This is a genomic window from Pleomorphomonas sp. PLEO (genome assembly GCF_041320595.1).
In the GTDB taxonomy this organism is placed as follows: Bacteria; Pseudomonadota; Alphaproteobacteria; order Rhizobiales; family Pleomorphomonadaceae; genus Pleomorphomonas.
This window is the reverse complement of record NZ_CP166625.1, coordinates 3,380,389-3,400,536: the sequence shown is the minus strand read 5'-3', so window position 1 is coordinate 3,400,536 and position 20,148 is coordinate 3,380,389. Positions and strand designations below refer to the sequence as shown.

Below are 20,148 nucleotides of genomic sequence, written 5' to 3'. Positions count from 1 at the left end.
GGTCACCACCAGGAGACTGGCAGCGCTGCCCCCCGAAGCACAGCCTCGACATCCGAGCGAAAACTGCCGTCCGGCGCGTGCAGCACGATGCCGGGCAATATCCGAAGCGGCGCCCGGCCCTGTGGCCGGCCGCGCAGGATTAGCCGGTGCGCTGCTTCTCCAGCGCGCGCATGGATCGGCAGCAAGGCGAGCGAACCGAAGCGGCTGCCAATGGCCGAGAAGAGACGCGGCAATTCGTCGGCGCGAAAGACGACCGTCAGCGTACCGGATGGCTTCAGCGCGGCGGCGGCGGCGCGGACCCAACCATCAATCGCATCGGCAGTCACCGCATGCGCCCGCGCCCGCGCCGGCGACGGTGATGATCGGCCGCGATCGGCAGGATGGAACGGCGGATTCATGACAACATGATCGGCCATATTGTCGAGCAAGCCAGCGGCCCGACGCTCGGCGGCTGGCGCCAGCACATCGGCGACCACGACATGGACCCGGTTGGCCGTGCTTGCATTCATCGCCGCATTCCCCTCGGCGAGCCGTGCCAGCTCCTGATCGATCTCCACCAGGGTGACGGTCGTCTCAGGTAGCCGATGAGCCGCGGCGAGGCCGGCGACACCGACCCCGGCGCCGAGGTCGACCACATGACCGGTCGTTCCATCGGGAAGCGACGCGGCAAGCAGCACGGCATCCAGGCCGGCTCGGTGCGAACCGGACAGCGGCTGGTCGATCATGAGTTGATTGCCAAGAAAGCCATCACGGCTCACGGCGCTCAAAACGGTCACCAGTCCGATTCCGGCTTCGGCTTATGCCGAAGTTCCGCGCCGAGACCGGCATCGGTAATAAGGCGGCGGGCACGAATAGCGTCATCGGCATCGACTAGAATACGGCGCGGAAAAGCGCCGACCATTCCCTCAAGCGCACTCATCGCCTGATCGGCGACGATATAGCCGATGTCAGCGTCCTTCAGCAGCGCCTCCACAAAGGAGATGGTCACCAAATCGTTGGTGCGGATCAATTCTTCCATGAAACCTCCGGAATTGCCGATGGCTATCCCCGATGAGATTCGACATTATCCGCTTGGCGGCCTAATGGTCACCCAATTAATCTTTCTCAAGCGCGGGCACCGACTCGTGTCGGGAAGCGTTGTGGACACACAACCGGCGGCAAGCCGGACGGATGGTTCGGGAGTGGAAGGTTTGAGCTCGGTCGCACCTCAGCACAGCAACGCTCCGGCGGCACCGCGCGAGAAATCCATCGCGCCCCTGATGAAGCTTGTCGACGCCGACATGCAGCGGGTCAACCAGATGATTCTCGACATGGCCGCTGCCAATGCCGAGATGATTCCCGAAATCGCCCGTCACCTGATTGATTCCGGCGGCAAGCGCCTGCGGCCGATGCTGACCCTCGCCGCCGCGCTCGCCTGTGGCTATCGGGGGGATGGCCATGTCAAGCTGGCCGCCACCGTCGAGTTCATGCACACGGCGACGCTTCTCCACGACGATGTGGTCGACGAGAGCGAACTCCGGCGCGGCAAGCCCTCGGCGCGCATGGTCTGGGGCAACCAGGCGAGCGTGCTGGTTGGCGACTATCTGCTCGGCCAAGCCTTCCGCACCATGGTCGAGGTTGGTTCACTCGACGCGCTCGCCGTGCTATCGCGCGCCGCCTCGGTGATCGCCGAAGGCGAGGTGCTGCAACTGGTCGCCGCCAAGCACCTGACGACCAGCGAAGAACAGTATCTGCAGGTGATCAACGCCAAAACGGCGGCTCTCTTCTCGGCCGCCACCGAGGTTGGCCCGATTATCGCAGGCAGCCCCACCGAAGTGCGCACCGGACTCGCCGAATACGGCACTCAGCTCGGCCTCGCCTTCCAGCTTGTCGACGACGCGCTTGATTATGGCGGCTCGTCGATGACGCTCGGCAAGAAGGTCGGCGACGACTTCCGCGAAGGCAAGGTAACGCTGCCAATCCTGATCGCCGCCGCCCGAGGTGGCGACGCCGACCATGACTTCTGGCAGCGCACCATCGAACGCGGGGAAATCGAGGACGCCGATCTCGGTCACGCCATCGAGCTGCTCGGAAAGCATCAGGCCATCGCCGCCACCGTCGAGCGCGCCCGTGCCTATGGCGATAAGGCGATCGCCGCGCTCGAGGTGCTGGAGGAAGGCCCCTACCGGGCGGCTCTCGAAGACGTGGTGCATTTCTGCGTGAGCCGCGTCAGCTGATTTTTTAAACAGTTAGATGAAGAAGTCCGAACAACACATTGTTCGGACTTCTTTTCGTATTAGTCCTTGGTTGCCACGCCAGCTTCGGCGAAGGTCGCCATGCCCGCATGCACATCTGCGGCCGCACGGATGATCGACCCGGCGATGGCAGCGCCGGTACCCTCGCCGAGCCGGAAGCGCAGGTCGACGATCGGTTCCTTGCCGAGTCGAGTGATGACGTCGCGATGAGCGCCTTCGACCGAGGCGTGGGCAATCTGAACGTGATCGATGGAGTGCGGATCGACGGCATGCAGCACCGCGGCGGCGGCGGTAACGACGTAGCCATCGACCACCACCGGAATGTTCTGGTGGCGGGCGGCAATGATGGCGCCAACCATGGCGGCGATCTCACGACCACCAACTTGGCGCAGAACCTCGAGGCCGTCGCGCTCACCCTTGCCGAGACGCGCCACGGCGGCGGCCACGGCATCGCGCTTGCGAGTCAGGCCGGCGTCATCGACACCGGTGCCACGGCCGATCCAGTCCGACGCCGCGCCGCCATAGAGCGCATGGTAGATGGCGGCGGCAACCGTGGTATTGCCGATACCCATTTCGCCGAGCATCAACAGGTCGGTCCCGCCGGCCACCGATTCCATGCCGAAAGCCATGGTAGCGGCGCAATCGGCCTCGTCGAAAGCATCCTGTTCGGTGATGTCGGGCGTCGGCACCTCCAGAGCAAGCTCGAACACCTTGAGCCCGTAATTGTAGCTCTTGCAGAGCTGATTGATGGCAGCGCCGCCGGCGGTGAAGTTGGCTACCATCTGGAAATTCACTTCGACCGGGAACGCCGAAACGCCCTTGGCAGCAACACCATGGCTGGCCGCGAAAATCGACACCATCGGATGGCGCACCGCCGGCCGCTCTACCCGCTGCCAGGCGGCCAGCCATTCAGCGAGTTCCTCGAGCCGACCGAGCGAACCGAGTGGCTTGGTCAGCTCCGCATTGCGCGCGCGAACGGCAGCGACGGAGGCTTCGTCCGGCCCCGGCATCGAACGGATCAACTCACGAAAATCGTCGAACGGCAGGCCGGACATCGAGGGAATCATATCTTCGTCTTTCTGAGTGAACTGGAAACCACGGGTCTGGATTTAGTATCAGAACCACCGCAATACCACGAAATGACACAACATTTAGCGGGTTCACGCTATACATGACTCGCGCGGCGGCCTACAAACGAAGAATGCTTGCCAACGAACTCCTCCACCGTCTTGCCGATCTCGGCGCCTCGCTCCGCTTTTTCTCGCGCCTGCCCGTGCCGCAGCTCGGACGGCTGGACGACACAGGCGCCCTGCCCAGCCTGCCGCGAGCGGCGGCGGCGGTGCCGCTCGCCGGCTTCCTGATTGCTCTGCCGGCGTCGCTCATCGGTCTCTTGGTCGGTTCGGCCGACCTGCCCGATCTTCTCATCGGCCTCATCGTTGTCGCAGCGCTGGTGGTTCCTACCGGGGCGCTGCACGAGGATGGTCTCGCCGACAGTGCCGATGGCCTCGTGGGCGGCACCACGGTCGAAAAGCGGCTCCTCATCATGAAGGACAGCCGCATCGGCACTTTCGGCGGACTGGCATTGATTCTTGCAACGTCGATCCGTGCCAGCGCCTACGGCGCGCTGTTCGCACACCCGGCGGCGGGCGTCTTCGCCGTGCTGGGCGCGGGCGCCCTGAGCCGCCTTGCCATGACTGCCCTCTGGGCGGCGCTGCCCAACGCTCGGCCAGACGGTCTTGCCGCAAGGCTCGGCCAGCCTGACCAGCGCGCCGTTGCCCTCGGCGTCGGATTGACGGTACTGCTGTTGTCGCCGCTGCCGGCATTGATCGGCGCGTCGGCTACGCTTCTCGGCATCGCTTTTGCTGGCCTCACCACCCTCGCCTTCGCCGCATTTGTCCGCGACAAGATCGGTGGGCAGACCGGCGACATTCTTGGCGCGACGCAGGTGCTTACTGAGGTGGCCTTCCTGATCGGCCTCCTGATCGGCAGGTGACAACAATGGTGGAAACGCCTTGCGTCAAAATTTGTCGAATGCTGGAGGGCGGCAGCCTCTGTCGCGGCTGCGGTCGCACACTGGAGGAAATCGCCCACTGGACGGAGATGAGCCCCGAGGGGCGACGAGCGATCATGGGCGGGCTTGCGGAACGGCTGCGGCGGATCCAAATGCTGGATACCGCATCCCGATCGGAGGCCTGAGCCAATGCGACAACCGGTGCTCTATGTCGCCGTGGCGATCCTGATCATCGCTACCGGCATCCTGTTGATCTTCGGCCGGTCGGGCGACGTCGCCGGCCTCGCCCCGGCCCAGTTCGCCAATGCCGCCTATCTCTCGATCTTTGCCCTGTTGATTGGCGCTTCGCTGGCGTTCGGCCGCCACCGCGTCAACGCACGGCTATGGCACATCGCGGTCTGGCTCGCCGTCTTCCTGGCGCTCGCCGCCGGCTATCGCTGGTTCCATCAACCACCGACGGTGATCGTGCCAGGAGAAGACGCCCATTCGACGGCAATCTGATCAGTCCGTTGCTCTACTCGCAAAACGCGCCGCCAACACGCTGACGATGACCAGTTGCAGGAAGTGGAAGACCATGATCGGCGCGACGATCAGGCCGATGGCGGCGCTCTGGCCGAACATCACCGGCGCCAACGGTACGCCTGTCGCCAGCGACTTCTTGGAACCGCAGAACTGGCAGGCGATGCGATCGCGGATATTGAAACCCATGATGGCGCAGACACCGTTCATGATGACGTAGACCACCAGGAACAGCGCCACCGAAGCGACGGCAATCTCCAGCACCACCGTGAGATCGTTGGCACTCCAGACGCCGGCCGCCACGGAATCGCAAAAAGAATTGTAGACGATGGCGAGGATGGTGGTGCGATCGGCGAGCTTCACCCAGAAGGCATTGCGGTGCGCCCAGCCGCCGAGCCAGCGGCGGGCGATCTGGCCGAGAATGATCGGCACCAGCACCAGCATCACCACCTTGAGCATCACCGGCAGGAGCGGCATGTCGATGCCGTTGCGCTTCATGTACCAGCTCATCAGAAGCGGCGTGACGAACACGCCGAGCAGGCTGGACAGAGAAGCGTTGAACACGGCCGCCGGCACGTTGCCACGAGCGATGTTGGTCATCGCCACTGATGAGGACACGGTGGACGGCAATGCCGCGACGTAAAAGAAACCGAGCCAGAGATCATCGGAAAACAGATCCGGCATCAACGCCCGGGCGGCCAACAGCAAGGCCGGAAACAAAACGAAGGTAGCAAACTGCACGCAAACGTGCAGGCGCCAATGGAGGATGCCAGCCTTCATCTTCTCCGGCGACAGCGTCAGCCCGTAAAGAAAGAACACCACCGAGACACCGTAGGTGGTGACATATTCGAAATGCAGGGGCCCGCCGCTCTTGCCAGGGACCGGCCAGATGAGCGCCAGCGCCACCATCAGAACGAGGCCAATGAGGAAGTAATCGAGCTTGGGCAGACGGAGGGACACGGCAGACAAACTTTCCGGTATCAAGCGGCCTTGCGGCGCTGGAGCGCATCAAGAGCCGCGTCGATGACCTCGAGGCCAGCGCCTTCCTTGACGCCCCCCTCGGTCAAGATGCGGCGCCAGGCGCGAGCGCCCGGGACCTTGTGGTAGAGACCAAGCATATGGCGAGTAAAGGCCGACATCCGGCCGCCAGCGGCCAGGTGAACGGCGATGTAAGGCCGCATCTGCTCCACCACGACGAACGGATCGGCGTCGCCGTCAGCCATGCCATAGACGAGCCGATCGACCGAGCCGAGCAGTGCCGGCTCCTGATAGGCAGCGCGCCCCAGCATGACCCCGTCGAGCGTCTTCAGAAGATCGAGGGCGGCGTCAAGATCGTTGATACCGCCGTTGATGCCGATGAACGCATCCGGGTGCCGCGTCTTGAGGCGGCGAACGCGGTCGTAATCGAGCGGCGGGATGTCCCGGTTTTCTTTGGGGCTGAGGCCCTTCAGCCATGCCTTGCGGGCGTGCACCCAGAGGGCTGAAACACCAGCAGCGATCACCGCGTCGGCGAGCCTGTCTAGCGCCTCCTCGGGGTCCTGATCATCAACGCCGATGCGACATTTAACGGTAACCGGCACACTGACCGCCGCGCGCATCGCCGCGACGCAGTCGGCGACGAGCGCCGGCTCCAGCATCAGGCAGGCGCCAAACCGGCCGGATTGCACGCGATCGGATGGGCAACCGACGTTGAGGTTGATCTCGTCATAGCCCCAATCCTCGCCCACCTTGGCGGCAAACGCCAACTCGGCCGGATCGGACCCGCCAAGCTGCAGCGCAACCGGATGTTCCTCGCCGGAAAAGCCCAGCAGCTTTTCCCGATCGCCAAAGCGGATCGCCGCCGTCGTCACCATCTCCGTATAGAGCAGCGCATGCGCACTCAGCTGCCGATGGAACAGCCGGCAATTGCGGTCCGTCCAATCGAGCATCGGTGCTACGGCAAAAATCGGCCCCGAGGAGTACAGGGAATTCGCTGAATTCTGCGGATTTCCGAGGCTACCTTGCATGCCGATTTGGTCTCGTAAGTTGTGATCCAGGCTCGTTTGCGATACCGTTTACAACAAATGTCGTAAAGCCAGAGGCCATGTTGTAAATGGGTTCGATTATCGAGCGGAAGAGAAAAGACGGAACGGTCGCCTATATGGCGCAAATCATGATTATGCGCGACCGGAAAATTGTGTTCCGCGAGAATAGAACGTTTGAACGCCGCCCCGCCGCGAACGCTTGGCTGAAGAAACGTGAGGCAGAGCTGGCTCAGCCGGGTGCGCTGGCTTCCGCCAAGTCGGCAAGGCGGTCAGCAACCCTCGCCGATGCCATCGACAAATATGTTCGAGAAAGCATCCGCCCTATCGGCAAAACCAAGGCCCAAGTCCTGGAGACAATCAAAAGCTTCGATATCGCGGACATACCCTGCCCTGAGATCGGGAGCCAACAGATTACGGCCTTCGCGACGGAGCTTAGAAAAACACGAGCCCCATCCACAGTCTCGAACTATCTCTCGCACCTATCGGCCGTGTTCCGTATCGCCCGGCCGGCGTGGGGCTACGAGCTCAACTACAGTGCGGTGCAGGACGCATTCATCGTCGGAAAAGCTTTGGGCCTGACAGGACGGTCCAAGGTTCGTGAGCGCCGGCCGACGATTAATGAGATGGATAAGCTCATGGCCCACTTTGCGAAGGGTCATGCCAAACGCCCCTCATCAAACCCGATGCACAAGGTGGCGCCCTTCGCGATGTTCTCAACGCGTCGCCTCGAAGAAATCACCCTCCTTCGAGGGACCGACCTCGATGAGGAGGGGTCAAGGATCTTGGTCCGCGATATGAAGAACCCCGGAGAAAAAGAAGGTAACAACGTCTGGTGCGATATCCCGGTTCCCGCGCTGCGGATCATCCAGTCAATGGATCGAACCCAAGAGCGCATTTTCCCTTTCAGCACGGACGCCATCGGCGCCGCTTTCACGCGCTCGGTTGCACTCCTTAACATTGAGGATCTGCACTTTCATGACCTTCGGCACGAGGGGGTTTCCCGGTTGTTCGAGATGGGCTTGAGCCTACCTCGCGTCGCAGCCGTATCGGTGCATCGCTCCTGGAACACCCTCAGGCGCTATACTCACTTGCGGCAAGTCGGAGACAAGTGGGCTGGTTGGGGGTGGCTTGATAAGGTAGCTCAGACTTCCCAGTGACGCTTTAATGTCGCACCGCCTTTGGTGGGCCTGAGATGGTGGATGGACCGGTTTTGGGCGGCGAAACGCCCCCTTATCGATTGCACACTGCAGGATGAATCATTACCGCTTTAAAGGCGCAATTCGAGCCATTTCCTGGCTGCCAACTCACGTTCTATGAATGCTTGTTTTTCATTTTTGTTCATGCGATCCGTAATGCGAAACTAGATATAGATGAGACGGCGATCCTAATGGGTTACTATAGATTGTTCCTCGCTTTGTGCGTTGTCTTTAGTCACACCGCATTCCAGATTGGTTTTAATGTCGGAAAATCTGCCGTTATTGGATTCTTTCTAATTAGCGGCCATGCGATGTACAATTTAGTGAATAAAAAATACTCGTCGTTAGGCGGAATTTTTCCCTTTTATATTGACAGGGCGCTGAGAATATATCCGCTATATATTTTCTTTGCCGCGATTTCTATATTATGGATTCTTTTCAACGCGCAAAATATCGGATTTCATCAGAGCTGTACACCTGAATTGATGGGATTGAATGTTGCCATTGTTCCTCTATATTTTCAAATTGCTCCCTGGCATCTCTGCACGCTTCTGCCTCAAAGCTGGAGCTTGTCTCTGGAGTTAGTGTTTTATGTAGTCTTGCCGTTTATTATCATATTTTGGAATCGATGGGTGGTGCTAGCGATCTTTACACTGTCAGTCTCAGTTTATCTCCAGGCCTATCTCGGCATTATTGATACCGACCATTACGCTTATCGTCATCTTTCGGGCACGTTATATATTTTTCTCATAGGCATGTCCTTCGCCTGCGAGGGATTATTTTGGGGTGTATTTCGTTGGTCAGCGTGGATGTGTTCAGTTATACTGTTTGTGATAATGTTTAGTATTCCGTCCCTCTGGGAGCTAAACAGCAATCGAGAGATCGTTATCGGTCTCTTAATTGGAATTCCATCGCTCGAATTATCGAGAAAAATGCCGTCATCAAAGATTGAGAGATTTTCTGGAAACTTAAGCTACGCTGTTTTCTTGTCTCATTATTTAGTATATCTAGTTGTAACGCAGTTTTTCCACCTGGATTACGGAGTTAAATTGTTTTCAATAGTGGCTATAATATCCTTTATTATTGGGTCAATATCCCATATTTACATAGAGAAACCTATTATGACTCGTTTCGGCCGACGTCGCGACGATCCGCAACCAGCGATCGCCGTCGTGATTTGATTTCCATTCTGCCGGCCCCAAGTATTTGAATCGACATGGAACAGGGCGCGGAATAGGTCGACCGGCTTTCATTTTCCTACGGTCACCCACTTAATGAACGTCGGCGCATACGTCGATCCGGCACGAGCGAGACCCCGCGCCGCAGCCGGGTCTCCCAGTCTTGGCACGAGAAATCCCACAGCATCAGTTGACCAATTGCCCCCAGCTTGAGTTCTCGTGAGCGGTCTTGGCGAGGCGATCCGCCTCTTCCTTCTTGCCAAGCGGCTGTGCCTTCGGCGCCTTGCCCTGCGCTGACTTCGGCACGCGGGTGTCATGCTTTTCGAAGCGCTTGAAGTATTTGTCGATCGCCGAGACGTTACCGGCTTCCGCCTCGGTCATCAGCGCTGTGATCAGCTTTGCTTCCACCCGGAAGCGGGCTTCGGCCCTCGACTTCAGCTCCCGAAAATAATGTTTGCGCAAAGTTGGTGGCGTGATCGAAAGCGCCGCCGAGATCTGCTCGACCGACCAATCGAAAGCCATCAACTGTATGACAAGTCTACGCTTTTCGTCGGTCGGTGTATGGACTGGCCGACCACGCTTGCCGAACCCTTCGGGGATCGGGTCGCCGAGCAGGTCAAAATCCAGTGCCATTAGAAAAAAATCTCCGCGTGAGATCTATGCCGGTTGGGAGGGTTAGGCCCCCTCAGAGTTCGACCCCGCCCCCCGCCTCGCGTGAAACGGGGTGTTTCACAGGCGCTCAGCCCCGACCGCGCCGCTCGCCGAGGTGGTTCTCCTTCAGGCGGTTGTCGCAGGGGCGGCAGACAGCCCGGAGGTTCGACAGGTCATCGGCGCCACCATTGCGGCGGCTCACGATGTGGTCAGCGATGGTTGCCGTGTGGATGCAGCCCGGCAAGGCGAGCTGACAGACGAAGCCATCGCGAACGAGGCACTGCTCGCGAAGATCCCGCCATGCGGACGTGTGGTAGTAGGCGTCGGCCGTCTTCGGCGGCAACCGAGCCGACGAGGTATCAAGCCGAGGGGCAATGCCCTTCAGCCTCGTGAGCTTTGCCATGTTGGGTTTGGTCCAATTGAAAAGCCAGGCTGGAGGACCAACCCGGCTTCATTGCCCGAAGGCGCAATTCTTTAATGTGGCAAAAACTGATGATCTTCCCCGGAGAAGTCAAGGCGAGCCCAGGCGGGGTTTCATCGAGTTGGGGACAAACCTTTCACCGACGAGGCACAGGGCGTCTCGCACACGGCGCCCAATCGCGGCGCATGTCTCCTTGTCCGCCTTTCCATTCAATACCTTAACCGTAGGCCAAGCCATGGCGGCCTCTTCGATCGTTCGCCCCTCCACGCAAATCGCCATCGGGATCGACCAGTCGGGTTGCCCGATGTAGGCAGCGATCATCGCGAGCTCGGTCTTTGCACCGAGAATGGTACCAGCCGGCCCGTCGTATGACTTGGTCGAGCAGTCCACCCGGATCACGCGATAGTCGATCGCCGAGGAACCACTCGCCTGCGCCGCCTCGGCAAGCGACACAACGTAACCGGCGGCGACAACAGCAAGGCGGCTTAGGCCTCCGCGCTCCGGTGCCTTGGCGGCAAGGCGGCGGATCGTCTCCGAAGCGCGAACCAGAACCCGATCCGTTTTGTTCTCAAACCAAGGGCTTGCGACGGATACCTCAATTCTTGCATTAGCTGTCATCACACGCCCTCGCGCTGTGTTGCCTGAGATTGTCCGCCTGCCGGCTCCTCCGGCGGCCTAGCCGATGGCAACCAGATCCGATCGACCTTCGCCGGCCGTGGAAGCCTGAAGCCCCGATCGGCAAACCACTCGCGCCAAGCCACGAAGTCAGGCGATGCGACCAGCACATAGGCGAACCCCGTCGATGCAGCCTCCATCGCTTGAGCCTCGGCAAGCAGCACAGCGACTCCCTGCCCTCGTTCCGCCTGTTGAGCCATGAATTTTGCCTTGCCAGCCGTCGGCGAAGATCGTGTCCCCGGTGGTGGTGTAGCTGAGTAGGTAGGTGGTCATCGGCGGTTTTCGGTAGGGTCTGGTTGCTTACACCAACCTGATACCGGAAGGGCTACCGATGACCGACGAGATGATGAACCTGCGCAAGCTGGTAGAGAAGACCCCTGACGCCGATATCTTGCGCGAGATGATCGGCTATGCCGCTGAGCGGCTGATGGAGCTGGAGGTGGGTGCCGCCACCGGCGCGGGTTATGGCGAGAAGAGCCTCGACCGCCTGGCGCAACGCAATGGCTACCGCGAGCGGGGTTGGGAGACGAGGGCTGGCACGGTCGAGTTGCGCATCCCTAAGCTGCGGAAGGGAAGCTACTTCCTGGGCTTTCTGGAACCGCGCCGCATGGCTGAGAAGGCGCTGACGGCCGTCATCCAGGAGGCCTATGTCCAGGGCATCTCGACGCGCTCGGTCGACGATCTCGTCAAGGCGATGGGCATGAGCGGCATCTCCAAGAGCCAGGTCAGCCGGCTGTGCGAAGAGATCGACGGCAAGGTGAAGGCCTTCCTCGATCGACCGATCGAAGGCGACTGGCCTTACCTGTGGATCGACGCCACCTACCTCAAGGTTCGCCGTGGCGGGCGCATCGTCTCGGTCGCCGCCATCATCGCGGTTGGCGTCAACACCGACGGCCGGCGCGAGGTGCTGGGCATGGAGATCGGCACCTCGGAGGCCGAGCCGATCTGGACCGAGTTCCTGCGCAAGCTCACGCGCCGAGGGCTGCGCGGGGTCAAGCTGGTCGTCTCGGACGCTCATGAAGGCATCAAGGCCGCCGTCACCAAAGTACTGTGCGCCACCTGGCAACGCTGCCGCGTCCACTTCATGCGCAACGTGCTGGCCCATGCCGGCAAGAGCGGGCGGCGGGTCGCCAGTGCCTTCATCGCCACTGCCTTCGCTCAGGAGAGCGCCGAGGCGGCAAGCAGCCAGTGGCGCGCCGTCGCCGATCAGATCCGCCCCAAAGTGCCCAAGCTGGCTGCCATCATGGACGACGCCGAGACCGACGTGCTGGCCTACATGACCTTCCCCAGGGAGCATCGGGTCCAACTGCACTCGACAAACCCGATCGAGCGCGTCAATGGCGAGATCAAGCGCCGCACCGAGGTCGTCGGCATCTTCCCCAACGAGGATGCCATCACCCGCTTGGTCGGGGCGATCCTGCTCGAACAGAACGACGAGTGGGCCGTGCAGCGCTCCAGATACATGACACTAGAAACCATCGGTCAGATCAGCGATGATCCACTCGTCAGCTTGCCAGCTGTGGCACGCTGATTATCCAGGCGCTGCCGGAAAGCGTCGAGGCCAAGCCGCAATTACACCACGCTGCGGGACATGATCACGGCCGCCGCTGGAATGATGGAATATCGCGGCCCGCTCATGCGGCCTCCCTTTCGGCTTCGTAACCTGATTGCAAAGCCTCTATTTCCGCCGCGCGCTCTTTCGCGAACGCGCGTTCGGCTTCAATGCATGTTCGGATGGACGCGCCGTAGCGCCGGACAAAGGTCAGCGTGCCGAAGGCGGCGCCGAGCACGTCGAGCCGCCGTTGCGCCGTGTCCGCGCGCATCAGCCCACGTGAAACTTTGAACTCCAGGCGCGTCGTCTCGGCGTCGATCAACTGCCTGATGGCGGCAATCTGATCGTCGATCGACGGCTTTGAACGCCTGCCGGATACGGCGTCCGTCATGGTGCATCCTCATCTATGACGGCGAGAATGAACGCATGAGCCACGCCTTGGCCGAGCTGCGCTTCCATTGGACCAGACGCACGCTCCCGCACAGCCGCGATGATTTCCCCATCGGTCGAGCTTGGCGGTAGGCCAAGGATGCTCCACAGCGCCGAACGCAGGTTGACCAGCCGAAAAGCCGGCTCGCAATGAAGGTCGGTCATCGCGCCCTCCCCAGCCACTTGGCTCGGGAGCCATCGTCCAGCACATAACCCAGGCCGGCTAGGTATTTGACCACGAACCCCATGCGGCGAAGTTCGGTCACCAACACCTGCACGGACTTCCGCGAACCCGAGAAACCCGCCTGTTGCAAACACTCGCTCATGCCATCGGCGCTAACCGGCATGCTCGGCGGTGCGCCTGCGAGCAAGTCGAGCCCTACGAGATGGCGCGACGACACAACACGCCCCTGCCAATAGCGAATCTTCGAAACGGCGCCGACTGGTTGACTCGCGAGACACGGCACCGGCTCCACCTTTGGCGGTTGGCTTTCCGACAAATCCGGCACGTCTTCAGTGAAGGCAGGCGCGTCGGGTAGCGTCGTTTCCGGCCAGGAGAACGCGCGCCCTGCCCTGATATCGTCCGCCGGCAACTCGCCGATCATCCCCTTTGCGAGGAAATCAAGCGCCGTCGCTTTGACGTCATGCCGGGACAGCTTCAGTCCGCGAGCCTGCACGCCAAGCGGAACCCGCTCGCGGCAAAGACCGAGCACGGCACCGCGGAGAAAAAAGTTGAGGCTGCTCACGCTGCATCCTCCTCGGCAAGCACTACGTCTCGGCACTCGGCGCAAAGCCAGATGCCGGCCTTTCGCGCGTCGCCTGCATCCATCGCCGGGCCGAGGTGGCAGAGGTAGCCGAAGGGTGCGTCAACCGAGCCGCACTTGGCGCAGTGGTGGACGAACAACACGGCCTTGCCATGCCGCTCGAACCGGCCGGAGGGGTTCAGCGCCGCGAGGCCGGTAATCGGCTTCGGCGCCGGTCGCGCCGCAAGGTCGGCGGCTTGGAACAGGCCGGTCATTGCCTGCCCCCCTTCACCACCCGCACTTTGGAATTGGCGAGCGACATGCGCGCCGAGCGCCGGAGGCTCCTTCGCCTAAACAGCCCCGGCGCGCCGCTCCCTTCCTTCGTGAGGTCACTATGGAAATCGAGAGCGTGTCAGCCGATAGCCAGGAAAGCCAAAGGAAAGGGCGAGCCCGGAAAGGGCAACAGGAGGAAGCCTTCACCCCCAAGGAAATGGGCGTGTCCGCCGAGGAGATCCTACGCTTCATTGAGCGGATTGAACGCCTTGAGGAAGAGAAGTCCTCACTCAGCGACGACATCAAAGACGTGCTCGCCGAGGCGAAGGGGCGCGGCTATTCGGCCAAAGCCCTGCGCGCCATTATCAAGCTTCGCAAGCTCGATCCCGAGGAACGCCAAGCCTCCGAAGCCATCCTCGATCTCTACATGAACGCAATCGGAATGATCTGAGGCGAACCATGAACACCCTCTTCCTCCTCATGGCGCAATACAACGCCGCCGTCATCATCCCGCTCGACAAGGTCCGCGCCGACTTCTTCCCCCACCTAGGCTCAGGACTCATTGATTTATCCAGAAGATGACGGTGGCTGCGATGCAGATCGCTGACATGAAGGTGTGGGCGCAGCGATCATAGCGTGTGTGGATTCGCCGCCAATCCTTGAGCCTGCCGAACATGATTTCGATCTTGTGGCGCTGGCGATAAAGCGCGACATCGTGGGGGATCTGGATCTTACGGTTGCGCCTTGAAGGGATGCAGGCGGCAATCTTACGCTGTGCAAGTGCCACGCGGAACCAGTCTGCATCGTAGCCTCGGTCGCCGAGCAGGGCCTTGGCCCTGGGCAGGGCGTCGATCATGAGCGCCGCCCCTTTGTAATCGCTCATCTGGCCTTCGCTCAGGAGCATGACCAGCGGCCTGCCCTTTGCGTCACACACGGCATGGAGCTTCGAGTTCAGGCCGCCTTTGGTGCGTCCGATACGTCGGGGAACAGCCCCTTTTTGAGCAAGCTGGCTGCGGTCCGGTGCGCCTTTAGGTGGGTTGCATCGATCATCAGTTGGTCGGGTTTCCCGCCCTTTGCGGCGAGCCCGGCGAAGATCTTGTTGAACACGCCGAGCCGGCTCCAGCGGATGAAGCGGTTGTAGATCGTCTTATGCGGCCCGTACTCGGCAGGTGCATCGCGCCACCGCAGGCCGTTGCGGATCACGAAGATGATGCCGCTGATGATCCGCCGATCATCGACGCGCGGAACCCCGTGTGACAACGGAAAATAGGGCTCGATCCGGCGCATCTGCGCCTCCGACAGCCAGATCAGATCACTCATCGCAACGCCTCCTCACGCTGCTATTGAATCAACCAATCTTTGCGACCGCAACCAATTTAATAGGTCCTGAGCCTAACGATGCCGAAGCTCCTCCGCAAAGTAATGGCTGGCGAAATCGACCTCCCCGTCACCCGAATCGAAGGCAGCCAAAAGGCCGCCAAGGGCGTGCATATCTCCGACCTGGCTGAGTATCTGGACAAGCGAAGGGCTGCGGCGATTAGGGAACGGGATGCGCTGTGCGGGTGAGATCTTGGTAGTCCGACGGTAGTTCGAAGGTGACGCGCCATCAACTGATGGCTGAACGACCGTTTGTCGCCCCCCTACCACCACTCAAGACGTGGGTTGTAGATTGATAAACCGGCTATTGGTGGAATCTGTACTACAAATTGCTAAAGCAGACTCCCACTACACCTCCCGAACTGACTCGGAATCTCCACGAACGTCATCACCAACGGACCTTGGAGTTTAGGCCCGCCCATCCGTAACACTCCAAGTCCTAGCAGCTCAGGTTAGCAATAAAGCACCGCCAAAGGACCTTTGCCTGAACATCACATGCCGGAGATCGCCTCCACAGGCCTTTCCCTATGCGCCTGCAACCAGCTTTCGTTCTCATCGAGCGCGAGCTCCCCGAGCTCCACTAACAAGCGGCGCAGCTCTATCAGCACGTCGTAGATTGTGTCGGCAGCAGCAAGTCCGGCATCTGGATCGGCTGCAGAGGAAAATGCGTACCAAGCCTTATCCAGTTCACCAAGTCGCTCCTCCAAGACATCGGCAAGCCGCAAAAATACCCGATTACTGTCGTTGGATTCGGCGAACTGTGCCGAGTGGTTACGCTTCTCTACATAGTACTTCAGCATGCCGGAGCCAGCGAACAACAGCGTCGTTGCCGTGATGATCAGCGCGCGGAACGCTTCAGCAAAATCCATAGGATGTTCGGGATTCGCGAAGCGCGAAATCTCCATCATTGTCGGGCTAAGCAGCAGTAGGGTGCCGACGAGCGCGATCCACGAAACGTGGATGACGGCGACGCGCGGCCAGAATCCGATGTGCGGCACGTTCCAGTGCTTCACCTGCCATTCCATGCTCTCGATAAAACACAGCGCCAATGTGCCGACGATAGCGCAAACAGCCGCCAGCCAGAAGGTAGCGCCAACCGCGCCTCTGGGCTGGAAGAGGGCGAAGCCGAAGGTCAGGAGATAGATACCAGCGAGGACATGCGCGCCCATCGCAAGCCATGAGCGCTTGCGATATGAAGTTCGCTCCAACCTTTGAAACCTTGCTGTGGCAGCCTCATGCTCCGGTTTTCCCTCGCGTGGTGAGCGCACTGCGTCTTCCGTCTTATCGACCAATTTATCGCGATGCCGACCCCAACCATTCCAGACTCCCGAGAACTGATATCGGAAGGCATTGGCCGCAACTGCGATGGCGAACCACCAAACAGCTAGCGGTATTAGCCAAGCGCGTGTCGGATAGAGGTGCGCCGCGTCCAGCATCGACTCAAAGCCGTTGTGGCTGACCAGCACCGCGAGCGTCAGTAGGCAGAGCAACGCGGTGCCGAGGCCGACGGAACTGGCCTGTTCCGCGAGCCAAGTGTGACCGCGCTGTAACACCCAGCGGTCGAAATGATAAGAGGCTTGCTCTTTGACCCATGACTTGTGAGCCCGTCTGACGCCCTCGATTAGCGGCCTGCTCGACTCTACAGAGAATGTGATAGCGTCTCTGGCGGCCTCGAGATCCGGCCGGGCCGCCATCTTGTCTGGCCCTGGCATTTCCAACCAACGTTCACGGACTCTGTGCGCAAGTTCAAGCGCCTCACGAAAGCAGTGCAGGGTCGTCGCCGATGCCCTAAGGCCACTACGCAACGCCGCCCACATCGTGACTGTAGCGCTGATTTCCCGGATAGTCTTCAAATCGCTATCGATGCTGCGCAGATGCACCCGGTCGACCATGCGGTCGATACCGGCGCGCCACCATGCAATTTGCACCCGGAGCACTTCTTTGACACCGCGAAGGTCTTCGGACTGCTGGGCCCATTCCATCTTGTCAGTGAAGATGGCAATCATCCATACCCCCCCAACCAGAGCCACATAGGCCCAGAGCCAGAGCACATGGCTGTTGTCGAGTTCTGTGAAAATTTCAAGGCAAGCGACCGCCACTAAGAACAGGGCGATCATCAGGCGCAACACCCAGCGGAAAGTCGCCGCCAGCCGTGATTGTTGAGCGTTAAGCGGTATATGGCGTGCGGCATCCGACGAACGCAGATTGGCCAGGAATTCGGCAGGGTTTCCACTCGGCTCAAAAGGTGCTGCACCAGCAACCGGGTTCTCCCCTCTTAGGAGATTGTCCACTAATCGCGCCGACCAGCGCTTCCAGAACGGGAAAATCGCAGGTTGCCGACGCCAGAAAAGATCCCGACGGAGCTCGTAGTCAAGTTGGCGTTCGTGGAACAGTTCGAAATGCCGCGTCACGCGCAAGGCATTGTCGAGCATCTGCCCTGTCGTCAACGGCTTAAGGTTAGAGTTCTCGGGGCGAGCGACGAACGGCGTCCTGAATACCTCCTCACGCTGAAGCGAAAGAGGGACGTGGTCGAGATCATGATCTGGCCGCCGTTGCCCCTTGCCATGTTGGTTGTAGATCGAGGTGATGGGAGGCAGGATTGTAAACAATGGCTGCGCTGCATCGAGCTTGTCAGTGTCCATCCAGAACACATGCCCTGCGTCGGGATCGTCAAGTACCGAGCTGGTCAGCAGTTCTTCGCTGCGGTCCATCGCCCATTGCGCCATTTTGTCGAACAAGGCGGTGCGGCGGAAGGCGACGACACGTGCAACTGCGCCGGGTTTTGCCCCATCTTCGATCAGAGCGGGCTGCGCCGGGCCTGCAGCAAACAATAGCGTCGAGTAACGGGCGAGCCACAAGCCGAGTTGGTCGAAATGCCCATCGCGAAATTCCTTGTTATGTGTCTTTTGCTCGTCGCTTATAGCATCACTAATGTAGTTCATACGCTCTCGGCCGAGATGGCTGTCGAGGCGACTGTCATCAAATTTGTCCTTCATCAGTCTGCGCAGAGCAACAGCAGAAAAGCGAGTAGCATTCTCGCTTCTCAACTTTTCATAAGCATCGGTCGTCTCTTGCTCATCGGGACGATAGCCATCAAAAGCAGCAATAGTCATCGCCGACCATAGGGGAAAATCACCTTCAAGGATTGTGCGGACGACAACTAGATCACAGCCGCTGTCTCCGCCGCACATCAGCACCTTCGGCGTCAGAGGCAACTGCTCATCGAGCCAACGGGCGATGCGGCACCAATGTTCAGTGAACTCGTCGAGAGCACGTGCATTTTGCTCCGGTCCGGTACGAAGCTGACGTTTGCCGGTAAAGCCAATGAGAATGGGCAAGCGGCGGTAGGCAATATCTTTATCCGACATCAAAACACCTCGAAGAGTAAGCTAACTCCAGCAACCGCGCTTCTGGCGTCTGCAGCCAACTAGCAGGCTGTTGAAGAAGTCACCCGAATGGCTTTGAGGGTGGCTTGGTCGCCGTTGTGATAGGCGAAGGTGACCTCGATGGAGCCATCGTCGAGCAATTCGGCGTCACCGTCGCCGGTGACCTCGTCCATTTCGTCTGATCCGGCCCATGTGAAGACGACCATCGAGCGGCTGCAGCCGAGTTCGAGGTTGGCCTGCATGGCGCCGAAGGCGATTTCGCCACGGCTGTTGGCCCCGATGGTGATTGTGGCCGGGCCACACAGATCGAGATAATCGCGATCCCAGATGTCGGCTTCGATGATGCGCCAGCGGCCGATCAACTGGCAGTCCGTTGGCACGCTCATGTGGGTACCGCCAGGAGTTTGGGCAACCGCACCAGATTGTAGGCGGCGGCACAGAAGGTGAAGGCCCATCCGACGCGGTCGATGCCCCGGAACCTGGTCTTGCGCTGCCCGCCGATCGTCTTGATCCAGCCAAAGGCTTCCTCGATGCGCTTGCGAATGCGCAGGCTGACACCATAACCCTCATGCCGTGTCGTGCGCCCGTCGATGGCCGAGCTTCGCCCGCTGGTATTCCGGGCCACGTGCGGCGTCACGTTCATCGACCGCAACTCGTTGACGAAGTCCTCGCTATCGTAGGCCTTATCGGCACCCAGCGTGATCGCCTCCGGCCGGTCGGCACGCAGTTCGACCATGCAAAGGCCCGCCACCCGTTCGGCATGGCCATCGGCTTGGGTCAGGCTGGCATCGACCAGAAGACCGTGGCGGTTCTCCATCAAGCCGTGCCCCATGAAGCACAGCTTCGCCTCCTTGCCTTTGCCCTTCTTGTAGAGCCGCGCCTCCGGATCGGTGGTGGAGACATGGGTATCATTGGTCCGCTTGTGCCCATGAAAATCGGCTTCGGCATTGCGGCCACCACCACCCGAAGGCGGCGTGTCCGATCCGTCTCTGGGCCTAACGCTCTTCATCGAGGCCCACGCCTCGATCAGCGTCCCGTCGACCGAGAAGTGATCGGTGGACAGAAGCTTGTTCACCTTGGGCTGCGCCAGAACCGCCCTGAGGAACTTCGCCGCGACGGCCCCTGCCAGCAACCGGTCGCGGTTCTTGGAGAACGCCGAATGATCCCAGGCCGCATCGTCCACGCCGATCCCGACGAACCAGCGGAACAAAAGGTCGTATTCCAGCCGCTCCATCAAAAGCCGCTCCGAGCGGATCGAATAGAAGGCCTGCAACAGCATCGCCCGCAACAGCTTCTCCGGCGGGATAGAGGGCCGCCCGATCGGCGAGTAAAGCGCTGCAAAATCTGCTGCCAGGCTCGTCAGGGCCGCGTTCACGATCTCCCGGATCACCCGCAGCGGATGATCCCGCCGAACCCGCGCCTCAAGATCGACATAGCTGAAAAGCTCGCCGCTCCGCTCGTCTCCACCCCGCATCCACC

General features: G+C 60.4%; 27 protein-coding genes. 10 read left to right on the top strand and 17 right to left on the bottom strand.

The window, feature by feature from the left end; translation table 11 throughout:
* Positions 1-2: 2 nt before the first annotated feature.
* Positions 3-776, bottom strand: coding sequence for a tRNA1(Val) (adenine(37)-N6)-methyltransferase (locus tag AB6N07_RS15770; protein WP_370674029.1), 774 nt, complete (start codon positions 774-776; stop codon positions 3-5).
* Positions 773-1,018, bottom strand: coding sequence for a DUF2007 domain-containing protein (locus AB6N07_RS15765; RefSeq protein ID WP_370674028.1), 246 nt, complete (start codon positions 1,016-1,018; stop codon positions 773-775). The genes AB6N07_RS15770 and AB6N07_RS15765 overlap by 4 nt, the downstream gene beginning before the upstream one ends.
* Before the next feature lie 241 nt (positions 1,019-1,259).
* Between AB6N07_RS15765 and AB6N07_RS15760 the strand changes: the two genes are divergently transcribed.
* Positions 1,260-2,216 (top strand): polyprenyl synthetase family protein, encoded by a 957-nt coding sequence (locus tag AB6N07_RS15760; protein WP_370678253.1) that lies wholly within the window; start codon positions 1,260-1,262, stop codon positions 2,214-2,216.
* Positions 2,217-2,275: 59 nt separating this feature from the next.
* Here the strand turns inward: AB6N07_RS15760 and cobT are convergent, their stop codons facing one another.
* Complete coding sequence (cobT, locus tag AB6N07_RS15755) at positions 2,276-3,301, bottom strand: nicotinate-nucleotide--dimethylbenzimidazole phosphoribosyltransferase (RefSeq protein ID WP_370674027.1); 1,026 nt, start codon at positions 3,299-3,301, stop codon at positions 2,276-2,278.
* 134 nt (positions 3,302-3,435) lie between these two features.
* Here cobT and AB6N07_RS15750 point away from each other — a divergent pair, with 134 nt between their 5' ends.
* The 3 genes from AB6N07_RS15750 to AB6N07_RS15740 are packed head-to-tail and all read left to right on the top strand — an operon-like array spanning position 3,436 to position 4,746.
* Positions 3,436-4,227, top strand: coding sequence for an adenosylcobinamide-GDP ribazoletransferase (locus AB6N07_RS15750; RefSeq protein ID WP_370674026.1), 792 nt, complete (start codon positions 3,436-3,438; stop codon positions 4,225-4,227).
* Between the two features lie 5 nt (positions 4,228-4,232).
* Positions 4,233-4,430: a DUF1289 domain-containing protein gene (locus AB6N07_RS15745; protein WP_370674025.1), complete on the top strand. Its 198-nt coding sequence runs from the start codon at positions 4,233-4,235 to the stop codon at positions 4,428-4,430.
* A gap of 4 nt (positions 4,431-4,434) precedes the next feature.
* Positions 4,435-4,746, top strand: coding sequence for a hypothetical protein (locus tag AB6N07_RS15740; RefSeq protein WP_370674024.1), 312 nt, complete (start codon positions 4,435-4,437; stop codon positions 4,744-4,746).
* On the opposite strand, the gene AB6N07_RS15735 is transcribed toward AB6N07_RS15740, so the two are convergent.
* Both AB6N07_RS15735 and dusA read right to left on the bottom strand, forming a co-directional pair.
* Positions 4,747-5,724, bottom strand: a complete 978-nt coding sequence (locus AB6N07_RS15735; protein WP_370674023.1) for a bile acid:sodium symporter family protein — start codon at positions 5,722-5,724, stop codon at positions 4,747-4,749.
* 20 nt (positions 5,725-5,744) lie between these two features.
* Positions 5,745-6,692 carry a tRNA dihydrouridine(20/20a) synthase DusA gene (gene dusA / locus AB6N07_RS15730; protein ID WP_370674022.1) on the bottom strand — a complete coding sequence of 316 codons (948 nt, stop codon included), beginning with the start codon at positions 6,690-6,692 and terminating at the stop codon, positions 5,745-5,747.
* Positions 6,693-6,856: 164 nt separating this feature from the next.
* On the opposite strand from dusA, the gene AB6N07_RS15725 reads away from it, so the two are divergent.
* Together AB6N07_RS15725 and AB6N07_RS15720 are read left to right on the top strand one after the other, a co-directional pair.
* Positions 6,857-7,945: a tyrosine-type recombinase/integrase gene (locus AB6N07_RS15725; protein WP_370674021.1), complete on the top strand. Its 1,089-nt coding sequence runs from the start codon at positions 6,857-6,859 to the stop codon at positions 7,943-7,945.
* A 230-nt stretch (positions 7,946-8,175) separates the two neighbouring features.
* On the top strand, positions 8,176-9,165 hold the full coding sequence (locus AB6N07_RS15720) for an acyltransferase family protein (RefSeq protein WP_370674020.1): 990 nt from the start codon (positions 8,176-8,178) through the stop codon (positions 9,163-9,165).
* Positions 9,166-9,348: 183 nt separating this feature from the next.
* Here AB6N07_RS15720 and AB6N07_RS15715 read toward each other — a convergent pair whose 3' ends face one another.
* The 4 genes from AB6N07_RS15715 to AB6N07_RS15700 all read right to left on the bottom strand — a co-directional run bounded on the left by AB6N07_RS15715 (position 9,349) and on the right by AB6N07_RS15700 (position 11,109).
* A complete protein-coding gene (locus tag AB6N07_RS15715; RefSeq protein ID WP_370674019.1) occupies positions 9,349-9,795 on the bottom strand; it encodes a hypothetical protein in 447 nt (148 codons plus the stop codon).
* Between the two features lie 106 nt (positions 9,796-9,901).
* Complete coding sequence (locus AB6N07_RS15710; RefSeq protein WP_370674018.1) at positions 9,902-10,216, bottom strand: HNH endonuclease; 315 nt, start codon at positions 10,214-10,216, stop codon at positions 9,902-9,904.
* Between the two features lie 108 nt (positions 10,217-10,324).
* Positions 10,325-10,852: a hypothetical protein gene (locus AB6N07_RS15705; RefSeq protein ID WP_370674017.1), complete on the bottom strand. Its 528-nt coding sequence runs from the start codon at positions 10,850-10,852 to the stop codon at positions 10,325-10,327.
* A complete protein-coding gene (locus tag AB6N07_RS15700) occupies positions 10,852-11,109 on the bottom strand; it encodes a hypothetical protein (protein WP_370674016.1) in 258 nt (85 codons plus the stop codon). Before AB6N07_RS15700 ends, AB6N07_RS15705 begins: the two co-directional genes overlap by 1 nt.
* Positions 11,110-11,240: 131 nt before the next feature.
* On the opposite strand from AB6N07_RS15700, the gene AB6N07_RS15695 reads away from it, so the two are divergent.
* On the top strand, positions 11,241-12,440 hold the full coding sequence (locus tag AB6N07_RS15695) for an IS256 family transposase (RefSeq protein WP_370674015.1): 1,200 nt from the start codon (positions 11,241-11,243) through the stop codon (positions 12,438-12,440).
* A 103-nt stretch (positions 12,441-12,543) separates the two neighbouring features.
* Here AB6N07_RS15695 and AB6N07_RS15690 read toward each other — a convergent pair whose 3' ends face one another.
* From AB6N07_RS15690 to AB6N07_RS15675, 4 genes are read right to left on the bottom strand one after another with little or no spacing between them, the layout of a single operon-like run.
* Positions 12,544-12,852 (bottom strand): hypothetical protein, encoded by a 309-nt coding sequence (locus AB6N07_RS15690; RefSeq protein ID WP_370674014.1) that lies wholly within the window; start codon positions 12,850-12,852, stop codon positions 12,544-12,546.
* Positions 12,849-13,055, bottom strand: a complete 207-nt coding sequence (locus AB6N07_RS15685) for a hypothetical protein (protein WP_370674013.1) — start codon at positions 13,053-13,055, stop codon at positions 12,849-12,851. The genes AB6N07_RS15690 and AB6N07_RS15685 overlap by 4 nt, the downstream gene beginning before the upstream one ends.
* The gene (locus AB6N07_RS15680; RefSeq protein ID WP_370674012.1) at positions 13,052-13,636 is read right to left on the bottom strand and encodes a hypothetical protein; all 585 of its coding nucleotides are present in this window, start codon (positions 13,634-13,636) and stop codon (positions 13,052-13,054) included. The genes AB6N07_RS15685 and AB6N07_RS15680 overlap by 4 nt, the downstream gene beginning before the upstream one ends.
* A complete protein-coding gene (locus tag AB6N07_RS15675; protein WP_370674011.1) occupies positions 13,633-13,908 on the bottom strand; it encodes a hypothetical protein in 276 nt (91 codons plus the stop codon). The genes AB6N07_RS15680 and AB6N07_RS15675 overlap by 4 nt, the downstream gene beginning before the upstream one ends.
* Positions 13,909-14,027: 119 nt before the next feature.
* Here AB6N07_RS15675 and AB6N07_RS15670 point away from each other — a divergent pair, with 119 nt between their 5' ends.
* Both AB6N07_RS15670 and AB6N07_RS15665 read left to right on the top strand, forming a co-directional pair.
* Positions 14,028-14,357, top strand: coding sequence for a DUF2312 domain-containing protein (locus AB6N07_RS15670; protein WP_370674010.1), 330 nt, complete (start codon positions 14,028-14,030; stop codon positions 14,355-14,357).
* Between the two features lie 8 nt (positions 14,358-14,365).
* Positions 14,366-14,488 carry a pyocin activator PrtN family protein gene (locus AB6N07_RS15665; protein ID WP_370674009.1) on the top strand — a complete coding sequence of 41 codons (123 nt, stop codon included), beginning with the start codon at positions 14,366-14,368 and terminating at the stop codon, positions 14,486-14,488.
* On the opposite strand, the gene AB6N07_RS15660 is transcribed toward AB6N07_RS15665, so the two are convergent.
* Positions 14,466-15,226, bottom strand: a protein-coding gene (locus AB6N07_RS15660) for an IS5 family transposase (RefSeq protein WP_370674008.1) whose coding sequence is annotated in 2 segments (ribosomal slippage) — positions 14,466-14,893 and positions 14,893-15,226 — 762 coding nt in all. Because the reading frame shifts where the segments join, the coding sequence is not laid out codon by codon here. The two genes, AB6N07_RS15665 and AB6N07_RS15660, sit on opposite strands and share 23 nt — an antisense overlap.
* Positions 15,227-15,304: 78 nt before the next feature.
* Between AB6N07_RS15660 and AB6N07_RS15655 the strand changes: the two genes are divergently transcribed.
* Positions 15,305-15,472, top strand: coding sequence for a pyocin activator PrtN family protein (locus AB6N07_RS15655; protein WP_370674007.1), 168 nt, complete (start codon positions 15,305-15,307; stop codon positions 15,470-15,472).
* 302 nt (positions 15,473-15,774) lie between these two features.
* On the opposite strand, the gene AB6N07_RS15650 is transcribed toward AB6N07_RS15655, so the two are convergent.
* The 3 genes from AB6N07_RS15650 to AB6N07_RS15640 are packed head-to-tail and all read right to left on the bottom strand — an operon-like array spanning position 15,775 to position 20,143.
* Positions 15,775-18,651: a hypothetical protein gene (locus AB6N07_RS15650; RefSeq protein ID WP_370674006.1), complete on the bottom strand. Its 2,877-nt coding sequence runs from the start codon at positions 18,649-18,651 to the stop codon at positions 15,775-15,777.
* Between the two features lie 59 nt (positions 18,652-18,710).
* Entirely contained in the window at positions 18,711-19,055 is a 345-nt protein-coding gene (locus AB6N07_RS15645) for a hypothetical protein (RefSeq protein WP_370674005.1), read from the bottom strand.
* On the bottom strand, positions 19,052-20,143 hold the full coding sequence (locus tag AB6N07_RS15640; RefSeq protein WP_370674004.1) for an IS5 family transposase: 1,092 nt from the start codon (positions 20,141-20,143) through the stop codon (positions 19,052-19,054). Before AB6N07_RS15640 ends, AB6N07_RS15645 begins: the two co-directional genes overlap by 4 nt.
* Positions 20,144-20,148: the final 5 nt, after the last annotated feature.